Origin of the sequence: Microcystis sp. BLCC-F209, from assembly GCF_041928595.1 — a bacterium.
Taxonomy (GTDB): Bacteria; Cyanobacteriota; Cyanobacteriia; order Cyanobacteriales; family Microcystaceae; genus Microcystis.
Genome location: NZ_JBHFLL010000288.1, coordinates 1 through 13,428 on the forward strand (window position 1 = coordinate 1; position 13,428 = coordinate 13,428).

Consider the following 13,428-nt stretch of genomic DNA (forward strand, 5'->3'; position numbering starts at 1 on the left):
TATTAATTCCTGTAGGGGACTATCTGCTTCTAACCCCTCCTCTACCTGAGTCCAAAAACGATTTAAATCGCGACTAGCGGCGACTAAAAGGCTATTTTCGCCGATAAAAGATAATGCTCCCACGGGACTAGATAAAATTGGCGCTTGGTCATCCTGTCCTAAGACTCCAATTAAGGCGGTTTGAGCGACTATTCCCCCAGATTTGAGGGTAAAAGCCGTGGCTAATCGTTGTTTCGCTTCGGGACTCTCCGGGACGGGTTGATTAGCGATCCAAGCCGATAACGGGGGTAAATTGCCGTAAACTATAGCTATACGCGGTTCGGTGATATTTTTGAGAGCTTCTCGGTAATCGGGGCTATTTTTTAGGTTTAAATCCGGTACTTGCACGTTATTAAGGGCCTCGCGCAAAACCTTGATATTATTGGCAAAAAGCACCGTATCACCGACGACGGCACTAGCGAGAAAACGATTATTATCTCCTGCGGTCAAGGGACGTTGATAAATGAGGTTAACTCCCTTGTAGAGTTCAAAAACAAGGTCAAATTTGCCCGAAACCGCCTGTTTTGAGTAGGAAGCTTGCAGAAATTCCTTAGCGCGTTCGCCATCTTTACTTTGAATTGCCAAAAGATAACCCGGTTGGATACCATTATCGGTATCGCGATCGAAATCTAGGGAAGTAACAGCGAGAGTAATTTCTTCCCCTAACCAGGGTTTGATTTCCTTTTGATAATTTAATCCCGTTTTGCCGAGCAGACTTTTTTCTAAATCCTTAATTTCTTGGTGGGAACGTCGTCGATTAGCCGGTGTAGCGATTAATTGACCAAAAGACTCCAAACGTTCGGGATTGACTAGCAAGGATACCATAACCGGGGCCTGTTTCGGCACAAAAATCGCCGCCGCCGGTTCCCGCATTACCCCACCTTTGAGCAAAGACAGAGGACTATCGGCGAGAATCCAAGCAAAACTGGCTGTAGCGACTCCTAGGAGAATGATTACCGTCGCACCTAAAATATAGAAAAACGATCGCAATTTCACAACCTTGTCCCGAGATGAACCATTAGCTATTTTAAGCCAGCAATTGACCCAAGAATTTCGATCGCTACAATTCTTACCAGACTGACAACGGATAACTCGCCACCGATAACTAATTTTTACCAGCCTTTTTCCGCTTGAGCGAGGACATAGTTAGCTACAGCTTCGATATCTTCAGCGCTGAGACGACCACCGAAAGCGGGCATCGCCCCCATACCTTTGGTAACTTGGGTAACGATAGCTTCAACGGAATCTTTGCCGTATTTAACTAAATCTTCTTTTTTCAGGGTTTTAGCGGCATTAACCACGTTTTTACCGCCCATGTGGCAGGAAGCGCAGTTAGCACTGAAAATCGAAGCCCCATCAGCTAAAGCGGGACGAGCCATACCGAATGTAACCACAGCCAAGAGCAAGCACAGGGAAATTAATAATCTTTTCACGATTGGTTCTCCTCTATTTCTTAAGAAATTCCCCAACCATGGTCAGAAAAAACCGGTTTTCTTGTCAAAAGACAAGCTGTCAAACTTCGTGTAGAATTAATCAATGGGACAGTTAAAAGCAAACTTTTACTTTTTTGTCAAAAGACAGGCTGTCAAACTTGTCATCTTCCCTCGTGTAAAGGATTAACAAGCATGAAAAAATTAGGTTTATTGTTCGCTACCGTGGCGCTAGTCCTCTCTAGCTTCTTCTTCAATACTGCCGCCGCTTCCGCCGAAACCTTCACGGTGAAGATGGGCGGTGATGCAGGTACACTACAATTTGATCCCCCCACCCTCACTATTAAAGCAGGAGATACGGTGAAATGGGTCAATAACAAACTTTCTCCCCATAACATAGTTTTCGATAGCACCAAGGTTCCCGAAGCCCAGGCTGCTAAATTATCCCATAAAGGTCTGGCTTTTTCCGCCGGTGAGTCCTTTGAAAGCACTTTCAGCGAACCGGGTACTTACACCTACTACTGCGAACCCCATCGCGGCGCCGGCATGGTCGGAACGATTACCGTTCAGTAATTATCCGATTTTAAGCAAAAATAACTCGCGGTTAACTGCCGCGGGTTCTTTTTTGGGAATTATGAAGACTTTTCAGTTATCAGTAAACAGTAATCAGTAATCAGTGAGGTTCTTCAGTTTGTCTTATGCAACGGACAGGGTTATAAGGAATGAAACTCTTATAGAGAAAGACATTTGGCGATTTTTGTCAATTGTTTTTGAACTAGAACGAACTCATCAATTAAGTTTTTTGCCAGATAAGGATTTAGTCGATTTATGCCCCCCGAGCGAACCATACCAAGTTCAGTAATCAGTAAACAGTAATCAGTGAACTGAAAACTCGCATCTGATAACTGATAACTGATAACTGATAACTGAAAGGGCTGTCTCCTGAAATATAAAGTCTCGGTTACAAAAACTGACTTCTGAGCAATTCTGCCCCCACCATAGAAACAGAAGCCCGTAGAAAAATCAGCCATGAAAGAACACGATGTCGTTATAGTGGGCGGTGGGTTAGCAGGATGCCGCGCCGCCTTAGAAATCAAACGCCTCAACCCGACTATCGATGTTGCTGTCGTTGCCAAAACCCACCCAATTCGTTCCCACTCCGTCGCTGCCCAGGGAGGTATCGCCGCCGCCCTGCAAAACGTTGACCCCAAAGATAATCCCAAGGCCCACGCCTACGATACCGTCAAAGGTTCCGATTTTCTGGCTGACCAGGATGCGGTGGATATCCTCACCCAAGAAGCCCCCGAAGTTATCATCGAATTGGAACATCTAGGCGTGTTATTCTCCCGTCTCGAAGATGGACGCATTGCCCAAAGAGCCTTTGGCGGTCACAGCCATAACCGTGCCTGTTACGCCGCCGATAAAACTGGTCACGCCATGCTGCACGAATTAGTCAGCAATTTAGGCCGTAATCAGGTAAAAATCTACGATGAATGGTACGTTTTGCGCCTTATCCTCGAAGAAGGTACGGCTAAAGGGGTAGTAATGTACCAAATCGCCACCGGACAGTTAGAAATCCTCCGGGCAAAAGCAATTATGTTCGGGACCGGGGGCTATGGTCGCGTTTATAACACCACCTCCAACGATTTCGCCTGTACGGGGGACGGTTTAGCTTTATCGGCCAAAGCGGGTATTCCCCTAGAAGACATGGAATTTGTCCAATTTCACCCCACTGGACTCTATCCCGTCGGTGTTTTAATCTCGGAAGCGGTCCGGGGTGAAGGTGCTTATTTAATCAATAGCGAAGGTCGTCGTTTTATGGAAGACTACGCCCCCTCGCGCATGGAATTGGCACCCCGGGACATCACTTCCCGGGCCATTACCCTAGAAATTCGCGCCGGCCGGGGGGTAAATCTGGACGGTAGCGCCGGGGGTCCCTTTGTCTATCTGGATTTACGCCATTTAGGCCGGGAAAAAATTATGAGTCGCATTCCCTTCTGTTGGGAGGAGGCCCACCGTCTCGTCGGTGTCGATGCGGTAGAGGAACCGATGCCCGTCCGTCCTACAGTTCACTATTGTATGGGCGGCATTCCCGTTAATACCGATGGTCGCGTTCGCTTAAGTGCCGATACCCTCACCGAGGGCTTTTTCTCCGCCGGGGAATGTTCCTGTGTCTCCGTCCACGGGGCTAATCGTTTGGGCAGTAATTCCCTGTTAGAATGTGTGGTCTATGGGAGAAGAACCGGCAAATCGATCGCTAAATACGTCGAAAAACGCGCTTTTCCCGTCTTTAATCCCGATATTTACCTTCAGGATGCTAAAGAGGAAATCACCGCTTTATTGACCAAAAAAGGCACGATTCGCATCGGTCAACTACGTCAGCAATTCCAAGACTGTATGACCCAACATTGCGGCGTTTTTCGCACTGAAGCGACCATGCGCGAGGGAATTAAACAAATCGGCGAATTAAAGCGTCAATACGAGCAGATTTACCTCGATGATAGGGGGGATTGCTGGAATACGGAACTAATCGAGGCCTGGGAATTACAAAGTCTCATGGTGGTGGGGGAAATTATCCTCACCTCTGCCCTCAATCGTCAAGAAAGCCGAGGGGCCCATTCCCGCGAAGATTTTCCCCAACGGGATGACCAAAATTTCCTTCAGCATACCCTCGCCTATTATTCCCCCTCGGGCATCGATATCGACTATATGCCCGTGGTGATTCAGGATTTCACCCCCGTGGAACGTAAGTATTAACCTCTAGTCCGACGGTAAATGTAAAGGAATATTACAAACTCCTTGGCATTTACCGAGATTTAGTTCTATACTAGATAAAGCAACGCGGGATAGAGCAGTCTGGTAGCTCGTCGGGCTCATAACCCGAAGGTCAGTGGTTCAAATCCGCTTCCCGCCATTACTTATAAAGCTAGTAGTTAACCCCCATTTCCCGTTAGGGAACATCGAACATTACCCGTTCAAGAGAGCGATTGGGATCAATGTAGGATTGGCGAGAATGGAGACAACTATAATTATCCATGATCAAGATCTGTTCTGCTTTTAAATAGAGCGGAACGTGATAGGCTTCAAACAGTGCCAAAAATTTGCCACATAAAGCCATTAAACGGGAATCTAGACCAGAAGCGATCGGTTTATTAATATCGGGGCTAAATTCCCGATAAACCAGCACATTATAGCTAAAGCGGATGATTTCGGCATTTCGTTGCCAAATTGGTGCAAAACAGCTTTCTTTGCCGTCCTTGGACATAAAATATTGAGGTTGAGCCGCCATAAAATGTTGTTCCTCAAGGGTAAAATGACGCAATAAGTCATCAAACTTAACCAAAGTCGTCGCACCCCCACCCCAACGATCCGGAGTTTTACAGCGCAAACAGAGGTATTTAGGAGGGATAGCTTTGTAGGACCATTCTGTATGAGGTAAAAGCCCAATTCCGGGGGATTGTGCATCACTTTTTCCCATAGCGTCAGGATTTGCTTTGATAGGATAGATAATCTCTCCGTTAGTTTGGATAACGGGGGTTGCTTGGGTAATATCCTCTAAACATTGGAACCAGCGATCGCCGCAAGGGTTATCGAAGACAAAAAAACCGTTTTTTTTGAGGTGGTTTTTTAGGGTAGCTGTGGATTGAGTGAAGGGTGAGAATGTGAGAATTGAAGACATAATAAGCCTCTCGACAAACTAGAATGTTTAGAACATCCCAATCTTCTGAAAAATGCTTATAATTGACGAGATCAGAATAGGACAGATAATAAGTTCCTGTTTCTGTCCCTTTTCTAATCGAATCAGTTAGATTGATAATGGGACTCGTAGTGAATGAGTTGGATTTATGTCTAAAGAACGTAAACAACGGGGTATCTTAGCCACGCCAACCGGAAAACAAAAACTTCAGGAAGCCAAAGCTAATGGACGAAATGAGTTAGGTAGGTTGTTAACCTATGACAATATTGCTGAAAAAGCGGTAGTGGATAAGAAAACGGTTGAGCGATTTATGCGAAGACTACAACTTATTGATCGAGATAATGCGTTGGCGATTTGTCAAGCGTTAGGATTAGAGATTACTGATGTTGTTGATCCTGATGAGTGGAATTGTGACGAATCATCCAACACGGAGATTAATTGGACAGAAATTTGTCAACAAGCTTTAATTAATAAACCCCTCCGGCGATTTGCAACTGATGAACCCTGTGAGCTTGAGATATTCGTTCCTTTGGGGTTAGTGGAGCGTAAAAAACAACAACGTCGCCCCCTTAATCAAGAAATGGAGAGAAATCAAGTCTATGAGGTGGAAGAAAAGGAAGAAATCACCCGACGCTTTGAACATGAGGAGTTTTTGAACTATATCGGTTTAGGAACAACTCAGGGAGAGAGTGATAAGAATATTGCCATTATTGGAGAGCCGGGGGCGGGAAAAACCACTTTATTGCAGAATTTAGCCCTAATTATCAGTGATCAGCAGAAAGATTTACCGATCTGTGTCTCTTTGGGTGCATTATCTAAGGAGCGATCGCTGATCGGTTATCTTGAGGAGACGTGGTTACGCAATGGGTTAGCAGTAGGAGAGGTAAAGGAGTCGGATAAGGCTGATTTTCGTCAATTATTTGATAAAGGACAGGTTTGGTTAATTTTAGATGGTTTAGATGAGTATTCCGCCGATTCTCCCGTAGAAGCGTTAACATGGATTGAAAATGAAGTGCGATCGAGTTATTTACAAAAGGCGCGGGTGGTGGTGTCTTGTCGAGTAAATGTCTGGGATGCCAATATTAATCCCTTACGGGCGTTTGTTACCTATAAAACCTTAGATTTTGCCGATTTTCAGCGAGATCAGTTTATTAGGCAATGGTTCGGGAAAAAGGGCAATATAGCGTTAGGGGAACAGTTAATCGCTTGTTTGCAGGAAACGGGAAGAGAAAGGATTTGGGAGTTAGTTAAAAATCCGTTACGGTTGGTGTTATTGTGTCAAATTTGGTCGTTAGGAGAGGGAGCATTACCTGAAACCAAGGCGCAGTTTTATCAGCGTTATTTGCCTTATTTTTATGAGTGGAAACGGGAGATCCGCGATTTAACAGATAATGATGAGTTACAAGAATTGTTACATCAAGCATTAGGAAAATTAGCTATTGCGAGTTTAGGGGGAGAATCTCGCTATCGTATGCCTAGAAAATTAGCTAAAGCCATTATGGGTAATGATTTATTTAAGTTAGCGGTAGATTTTGGCTGGTTAAATATTGTAGATCGGGATCAAGCAACGGATGAGGCGGTTTATGCCTTTTTTCATCCTACCTTTCAGGAGTTTTTTGCTGCTTGTGGGGTGGAAGATTGGGATTTCTTTTTACCCCGAAATCATGTAGATCGTCCTGTAAAGGGGAAGGTTTATCGCATTTTTGAGGCGAAATGGAAAGAGGTGATTTTGTTATGGTTGGGTAGGGGTGATGTTAAGGATGAGGAGAAAGAGGCTTTTATTAAGGGTTTAGTTGATTTTAAGGATGGTTGTCAAAATTTTTACTTTTTTCGTGCTTATTATTTAGCAGCAACAGGAATTAATGAATTTAAGACCTGTTCTTTAGCTGATGAAATTATCAATAAAATGATCAGATGGGGATTTGGTTATTTGGATTTAGAAACACAAGAATGGAGAACTTTCCTTGCTTCCATTCAAGAATCTGCTAGAGTAATTTTACGCAAAACAGACCGAGCAAAGGCGATCATAGCCTTAAATAACTTAATCCGTTCTTGTGATAATGACGTTATTCGTCGGGAAGCAGCATGGAGTTTAGGAAGAATTGGACAGGGAAATAAAACAGCGATCTTAGCTTTAGGTTATCTTATTCGTTCTTCCGACGATGAATATACTCGTCAACAAGTAGTGGAGATTTTAGGAGAAATTGGACAAATTGGACAGCATAATAAAATAGCGATTGCTGCGTTAATAGACTTGGTTCGTTCTGCTAACGATGAATGGAAATACACTACTGGGCAAGCGATATCGATTTTAGTAAAAATTGGACGAGATAGTGAAACAGTTATCTTAGCATTAAGTGATCTTATTTATTCTTCTGACAATGAATATATCCGTGGGCTAGTGGTAGAGAGTTTAGGAAGAATTGGACGAGACAGTGAAACAGCAATCTTAAGCTTAATAGACTTAATCCGTTCTTCTAAGGATGAATGTATTCGTGAGAAAGCAGTAAAGAGTTTAGGAAAAATTGGAAAGGGGAATAAAACAGCTATCTTAGCATTAATAGACTTAATCCGTTCTGCTAAGGGTGAATTTATTCTTAAGGAAACAGCAGAGAGTTTAGGGAAAATTGACCCTGGCAATCAAACAGCCATCTTAGCATTAATAGACTTAATTCATTCTGCTAAGAGCGAATTTATTCGTGGAGAAGCAGTAAAGAGTTTAGGCAGAATTAGACAGGATAATCAAACAGCAATTTTAGCCCTAAGTAACCCTATTCATTCTTCTGATGATAAAGATATCTGTAGAGAAGCAGTAGAGAGTTTGGGCAGAATTGGACAGGATAATCAAACAAAAATCTTAGCATTAATAGACTTAATCCGTTCTTCTAATGATGAATGGACTCGTCAACAAGCAGTAAAGAGTTTAGTGAAAATTGGACAGGGTAATGAAACAGCAATAATAGGCTTAAGTGAATTAATTCGTTCTTCTAAGGATAAAAGGACTTGTTGGTTAGCAGCAGCAGCATTAGGCAAAATTGACCCCGGTAATAAAATAGTAGCTTTGGCCTTGACAGATTTAATCCGTTCTCCTAGCGTTATTGTCCAGCTATCTATTTTCTTCAGTAAAACAATTCCAGCCTTAAAAGACTTGATCTATGATTCTGAAAATGAAGATACTCGCAGAGAAGCGGCAGAGAGGTTAGGGGAAATAGATCCAGGCAATGGAGTAGCAATAACAACCTTATGCAATCTTATTCGTTTCTCTGATAAGAAACATATTCGTAGGCAAGCAGCAGAGAGTTTAGGAAAAATTGGACAGGGTAATGAAACAGCGATTGCTTCTTTAATATACTTAATTAGTTCTTCTAATGATGAATGGACTCGTAAGCAAGCAGCAGAGAGTTTAGAGAAAATTAACTATCGTAAACGAACATTGATTAATCCTTCAGATAGAGGCGTACGCTATTACCATGATCATGTTTCTTATGAGAGCATCTTAAGTGAAACTATTCAGCAAGCAGCAGAGAGTTTAGGAAAAATTGGACAGGGCAATGAAACAGCGATTTTAGCCTTAATAGATTTAATTCGTTCTTCTAAGGATGAATGGATTTGTAGACAAGCAGCAAAGAGTTTAGAAAAAATTGGACAGGGCAATGAAACAGCAATTTTAGCCTTAGTAGATTTGATACATTCTTCTAATTGGAAGCAAGCTTTAGAGAGCTTAGAGAAAATTGGACAGGGCAATGAAACAGCAATTTTAGCCTTAGTAGATTTGATACATTCTTCTAACAATAAGTTTACTCTTATAGGTGTGGCAGAGAGTTTAGGAGAAATGGTGCAAAAAGAACAAATGCCAAGAGTGGTGACAGCCCTCAAAGATGCCCTATCTGATTGGAATTGGTATCAAAATCGTAATTTATACCAAATTATACACAAAATTCTCTGGAAATGCGCCAAAACCCTCCCTTACCCCGAATTTTACCAAGCATGGCACGCTACCACCACCCCAGAAACCACCCCCATCGGTGACACTCCCACCAGTCAACAGCTTAACCTGCAACATCTCCCCGACTTACTCCCCTCTGAGTACCTTTACCTTAACCCCGAAACCCTCAACCACTATAATACATCTGAACTCAGTCAAGAACTCTGTAACCTTATTTGCCACAAGCTGCAACAATATCCCATCCCCGAAGCCAACAACATCCCCCAACTCAAACGCCATCTTATCCCCCTAATCGCCCAAAATGCCCAATTAACTCTCATTTTCGGAGAAAGTGACCCTAGTGACACCCTTTTATCCCTCTGTCAACAACTTAACCCGACTATTCCCATCGCATGGATTACCGAAAACCCCATTGCTAACCTACAAACCTTCTCACCCAACCAACCCAACCTAATCGAAGTGATCTTAAACTGGAAAAATCGGTAAACACCTCTGAATTATCCCAAGAATTGGGGATTCCCTTGGTTAAAGATTGTGAGGAATTGTTAGGGCAAATTCAGGTTACATTAGAAGAAGATTAGAAATCCAATCAAAATGAGGAACAGTGAATTATGAATATCAAAGATTATCCTTTTGCTCAAGACTTGATTACAGATAATCAAGGTCAGATACAGCAAGTTATTATTAACTTTGAAGACTATCAACAAATGATAGAAGCTTATGAAGATACTGTACTCTATCGCACCATGATAGACGTTAAAGATGAAACTCACTTAACTTTGGAGGAAGCTTTAATTGAATTAGAAAAAGAATGAAAATCAACTATCTTCCTACTTTTATCAAGGATCTTAAAGATTTAAAAAGTACCTCCTCTTACTCAGTCATAAAAAACCTTGTCTTTACTGATATTTTAGCAGTTAAGCAGCTAAGCGAAATTAACAACCTTAAAAAATTAAAAGGAGAATATAATGCCTATCGTATCCGAATTGGTGACTATAGAATTGGTTTTTTTGTTGAAGAAGATACAATTACATTTGCTCGTGTTCTTCATCGTCGAGAATTCTATCGTTATTTCCCGTAAAATTTCGGTAGATAAAGAATCATTGAAAAGCCTTTGTCGAAATAGCCCACAAAATGAATCACTGCGATCGCGCTCTCAACTACTGCCAACAAGCGCTTGAATTATGCCAAGAATTGGGGATTCCGTTGGTTAAAAATTGTGAGGAATTGTTAGGGCAAATTCAAGGAAACTTAGGAGATTCAGACAATAACTTAAAGTAAACCTGAGAAAATTTCAGTTTTTATCTATAAAAAACAATGCCTGCCAAAGATATTTTCCATGACTGTGTAAAACACGCCCTAATCAAAGACGGCTGGACAATTACCCATGACCCCCTACGGATTCGTTTAGCAAGAGGTAAAAACCTGTTTGTTGATTTGGGAGCAGAAAGACTATTAGCCGCAGAAAAGGGAACAGAAAAAATAGCCGTTGAAATTAAGAGCTTTACTCGTCCCTCTGATATGAAAGACCTTGAATAAGCAGTTGGTTAATTTGTCGTTTATACCCATCTTTTAAAGCGTTATTATCCCGAATATAAACTATTTTTGGCTGTTAGCGAAAACACCTGCAAAACAGTATTTGAAGAAGAAGCAGGTCAAACCTTAATTGAAGATGGTATTATTCAGTTATTTAGTTTTGATCCCAACCAGGAGGTAATTGTACGATGGCTTCCTTAATTGCCCAATATCGGCAAATTATTGAAAAAACATTCCAAGATTATGCCGACTTCCTCGACACTGATCACCAAATCCAAATCGAATTAGTCCTAGATCAAACCCGCGATCGCTATTTATTGGTTGAAACAGGTTGGCAAAATGGTTATCGAATCTACGGAACCCTATTACATATTGATATTATTGATCAAAAAATTTGGATTCAACACGACGGAACTGAGGATGGTATTGCCGATGAATTAGTAGCTGCGGGAATCCCTCAAAACCAGATTATTTTAGCCTTTAAATCCCCTGAAATTAGACCCTATACAGGCTTCGCTGTCGCTTAACGTTCAAATATCATGGACAATTCTCAAAACCGCAATCACCCACCAAATGAATCACTATTAGAAGAAGATTAGAAACTCTTGATAACCCAAGTCAGCCATGAAAATCACCTACTTTCAAGATACGGATACTCTATACCTAGAGTTCAATAACAATCCCATTGTCGAGACTCAAGAAATCAATGAAAATACCTTGGTCGATCTTGATCAGCAGGGGAATATTTTTGCAATCACCTTGGAACACGCCAAAAGCTTAACGGATCTGAATGCTTTTTCCCTAGAAACTATTGTCGCGCCGACGTGATATAATATATATGACATTTGGGCGCAGATTCCTTGTGACCCTATAATCGGACAAATTCGTTATTATCAATGACAACAACTTTAATCAATCACATTGAAATTACCCCAGAAACTTGTGGCGGTAAACCGCGCATCGCAGGTCATCGCATCAAAGTCCAAGATGTCGTTATTTGGCACGAACGCCTGGGAATGTCACCCGATGAAATTGTTTATCATTATCCCAGCATTACTTTAGCTGATGTTTACGCGGCCCTTTCTTACTATCACGATCACCTTGAAGAAATTAGACAACAAATCACAGATGATGATACCTTTGCCAAGGAAATGCAAGCTAAAACACCTTCTCTAGTCCAAGAAAAACTAAAAAAAATGAATGGGCAATAAAATTAAATTTCACCTTGATGAAAATGTAAGCTATAGCATTGCTCTTGGATTGCGCCAGCGAGGCCTTGATGTTACTACCACTCCAGAAGAAAATTTATTGGGGGTATCTGATGAAGTACAATTGCAATTTGCTTTAGCCAATGGTCGCGTGATTTTTACTCAAGATACTGATTTTTTAAGAATCAATCAATCATCTATAACTCATGCAGGAATTGCTTACTGTCCCCAACAAAGTAAATCTATTGGTCAAATAATTCGAGGACTACTCTTAATCTGGGAAATTCTTGAACCCGAAGAAATGTATAATCACATAGAGTTTATATAGAACCGCATGAAAAAGTGAATTAGTATTTGGCAGATCGATAAAAATAATCAAAAAGCTAATTTTGTTACTCTTTACTACGATAAAATTAAGGAGTATGAATAATGCAAACCGTCCAACTTTTTCAACAAGTCAAATTATGTAGAGATGTCCCCGACACTATTTTTTAAAAAGGCGATTAAGGGACGATTCTAGAATTATTACCTCCTAACAAACAACAACCAGAAGCAGGTTATCTCCTAGAAATGTTTGACAATAACGATTAAATCCCTTGACTTAACGCAAAAACAACAATTATTAGAAATACTAGAACAACAAATTTTTCAAGCAGAAGGGCTCTTCTAGGTTCTGTGTGATAAGTTTAACTTATATAGGATCGATCAATCTTTGTGTCCTTTGTGTCTTTGTGGTTCCTTCCACTCGCTCGCTAGGAAGAATGTATCTTAGAATACATTTTGCCCACCAAACCTAAGAGAGCCGCAGAAGAAACTTCCTATCAAGACGACGAGGAAACCTTAGCAGAACTTCAACAAGTTCGGGATGAATATCAATCAGGCGACTATGTGACCCTTGAACAATACTTGAGCAAGGATTAAATCACAATGGATTATAGTATTAAAATCTCTAAATCTGTACAAAAACAGATTGATAACTTACCTAATCCCATCAAAAGTCGTATTCTTGAAAAAATCAAAGATTTATCAATAGAACCGCGTCCCTCTGGTGTAGTTGAATTAAAAAATTCTGATTATGAATACCGTTTGCGTGTTGGTGACTATCGAGTTCGCTATGAAATTGATGACCCAAAACAGGCAATACTCATCTTGCAATGTAAACATCGAAAAGATGTCTATCGCTAATAATTTAGAAACATTGCGCTACTTCAAATCCGAATTGGTGTTTCTCGCCGAAATCGCTCACAAAACCAATCGCCCTGAACTTGCCCTCAACTACTGCCAACAAGCGCTTGAATTATGCCAAGAATTGGGGATTACCTTGGTTAAAGAGTGTGAGTAATTGTCAGGGCAAATTCAGGGAAACTTAGGAGAATCCGACAAATAAAATGAAACTTCCCAACGCCAATCGAGCTGGGAGGGGGACAAGCCAGCTAGAAGGTAGATAGAGCAAGCGATATAGCTCTTTGTCCCTTGATGTAATCCTTCAACCGATAGCGGCTAATTTGCATTAGCTCTTCTATATTTTTTGGGAACATTTGATGTAGCTGGAGCCAATGATAGAGATGTTGA

Annotated in this window: 15 protein-coding genes, 1 tRNA gene and 1 pseudogene; 14 read left to right on the forward strand and 3 right to left on the reverse strand. The window is 41.4% G+C overall.

Going from position 1 to position 13,428, the window contains the following annotated elements; all coding sequences use genetic code 11:
• Positions 1-1,035, reverse strand: a 1,035-nt coding sequence (locus tag ACE1AQ_RS18255) for a DUF3352 domain-containing protein (protein WP_374808958.1), incomplete at its 3' end; no start/stop codon positions are given.
• A gap of 116 nt (positions 1,036-1,151) precedes the next feature.
• A complete protein-coding gene (gene petJ / locus ACE1AQ_RS18260) occupies positions 1,152-1,472 on the reverse strand; it encodes a cytochrome c6 PetJ (RefSeq protein WP_002732729.1) in 321 nt (106 codons plus the stop codon).
• A 192-nt stretch (positions 1,473-1,664) separates the two neighbouring features.
• Between petJ and petE the strand changes: the two genes are divergently transcribed.
• The 3 genes from petE to ACE1AQ_RS18275 all read left to right on the forward strand — a co-directional run bounded on the left by petE (position 1,665) and on the right by ACE1AQ_RS18275 (position 4,383).
• The gene (petE, locus tag ACE1AQ_RS18265) at positions 1,665-2,042 is read left to right on the forward strand and encodes a plastocyanin (protein WP_008203920.1); all 378 of its coding nucleotides are present in this window, start codon (positions 1,665-1,667) and stop codon (positions 2,040-2,042) included.
• 456 nt (positions 2,043-2,498) lie between these two features.
• Positions 2,499-4,226, forward strand: a complete 1,728-nt coding sequence (locus ACE1AQ_RS18270; protein WP_106908804.1) for a succinate dehydrogenase/fumarate reductase flavoprotein subunit — start codon at positions 2,499-2,501, stop codon at positions 4,224-4,226.
• Between the two features lie 83 nt (positions 4,227-4,309).
• A tRNA-Met gene (locus ACE1AQ_RS18275) sits at positions 4,310-4,383 on the forward strand.
• Positions 4,384-4,419: 36 nt separating this feature from the next.
• On the opposite strand, the gene ACE1AQ_RS18280 is transcribed toward ACE1AQ_RS18275, so the two are convergent.
• A complete protein-coding gene (locus ACE1AQ_RS18280; RefSeq protein WP_110543383.1) occupies positions 4,420-5,148 on the reverse strand; it encodes a TauD/TfdA family dioxygenase in 729 nt (242 codons plus the stop codon).
• 166 nt (positions 5,149-5,314) lie between these two features.
• Here ACE1AQ_RS18280 and ACE1AQ_RS18285 point away from each other — a divergent pair, with 166 nt between their 5' ends.
• The 11 genes and pseudogenes from ACE1AQ_RS18285 (at position 5,315) to ACE1AQ_RS18335 (ending at position 13,198) form a co-directional block, all read left to right on the forward strand.
• Positions 5,315-9,598 carry a HEAT repeat domain-containing protein gene (locus ACE1AQ_RS18285; RefSeq protein ID WP_110543381.1) on the forward strand — a complete coding sequence of 1,428 codons (4,284 nt, stop codon included), beginning with the start codon at positions 5,315-5,317 and terminating at the stop codon, positions 9,596-9,598.
• A gap of 125 nt (positions 9,599-9,723) precedes the next feature.
• On the forward strand, positions 9,724-9,927 hold the full coding sequence (locus ACE1AQ_RS18290; RefSeq protein ID WP_110543378.1) for a hypothetical protein: 204 nt from the start codon (positions 9,724-9,726) through the stop codon (positions 9,925-9,927).
• Entirely contained in the window at positions 9,924-10,193 is a 270-nt protein-coding gene (locus tag ACE1AQ_RS18295; RefSeq protein ID WP_061432389.1) for a type II toxin-antitoxin system RelE/ParE family toxin, read from the forward strand. Before ACE1AQ_RS18290 ends, ACE1AQ_RS18295 begins: the two co-directional genes overlap by 4 nt.
• A gap of 236 nt (positions 10,194-10,429) precedes the next feature.
• A pseudogene (locus tag ACE1AQ_RS18300) lies at positions 10,430-10,849 on the forward strand (XisH family protein).
• The gene (locus ACE1AQ_RS18305) at positions 10,837-11,175 is read left to right on the forward strand and encodes a XisI protein (protein ID WP_002732833.1); all 339 of its coding nucleotides are present in this window, start codon (positions 10,837-10,839) and stop codon (positions 11,173-11,175) included. The pseudogene ACE1AQ_RS18300 and the gene ACE1AQ_RS18305 overlap by 13 nt, the downstream one beginning before the upstream one ends.
• 97 nt (positions 11,176-11,272) lie before the next feature.
• Entirely contained in the window at positions 11,273-11,476 is a 204-nt protein-coding gene (locus ACE1AQ_RS18310) for a DUF2283 domain-containing protein (RefSeq protein ID WP_110543376.1), read from the forward strand.
• Positions 11,477-11,544: 68 nt separating this feature from the next.
• Positions 11,545-11,859, forward strand: a complete 315-nt coding sequence (locus ACE1AQ_RS18315) for a DUF433 domain-containing protein (protein ID WP_002753976.1) — start codon at positions 11,545-11,547, stop codon at positions 11,857-11,859.
• Positions 11,849-12,184: a DUF5615 family PIN-like protein gene (locus tag ACE1AQ_RS18320; RefSeq protein ID WP_104397399.1), complete on the forward strand. Its 336-nt coding sequence runs from the start codon at positions 11,849-11,851 to the stop codon at positions 12,182-12,184. The genes ACE1AQ_RS18315 and ACE1AQ_RS18320 overlap by 11 nt, the downstream gene beginning before the upstream one ends.
• 452 nt (positions 12,185-12,636) lie before the next feature.
• A complete protein-coding gene (locus ACE1AQ_RS18325; protein ID WP_008204267.1) occupies positions 12,637-12,777 on the forward strand; it encodes a hypothetical protein in 141 nt (46 codons plus the stop codon).
• 6 nt (positions 12,778-12,783) lie between these two features.
• Complete coding sequence (locus tag ACE1AQ_RS18330; protein WP_008204270.1) at positions 12,784-13,041, forward strand: type II toxin-antitoxin system RelE/ParE family toxin; 258 nt, start codon at positions 12,784-12,786, stop codon at positions 13,039-13,041.
• A complete protein-coding gene (locus ACE1AQ_RS18335) occupies positions 13,028-13,198 on the forward strand; it encodes a hypothetical protein (RefSeq protein WP_008204272.1) in 171 nt (56 codons plus the stop codon). Before ACE1AQ_RS18330 ends, ACE1AQ_RS18335 begins: the two co-directional genes overlap by 14 nt.
• Positions 13,199-13,428 lie beyond the last annotated feature (230 nt).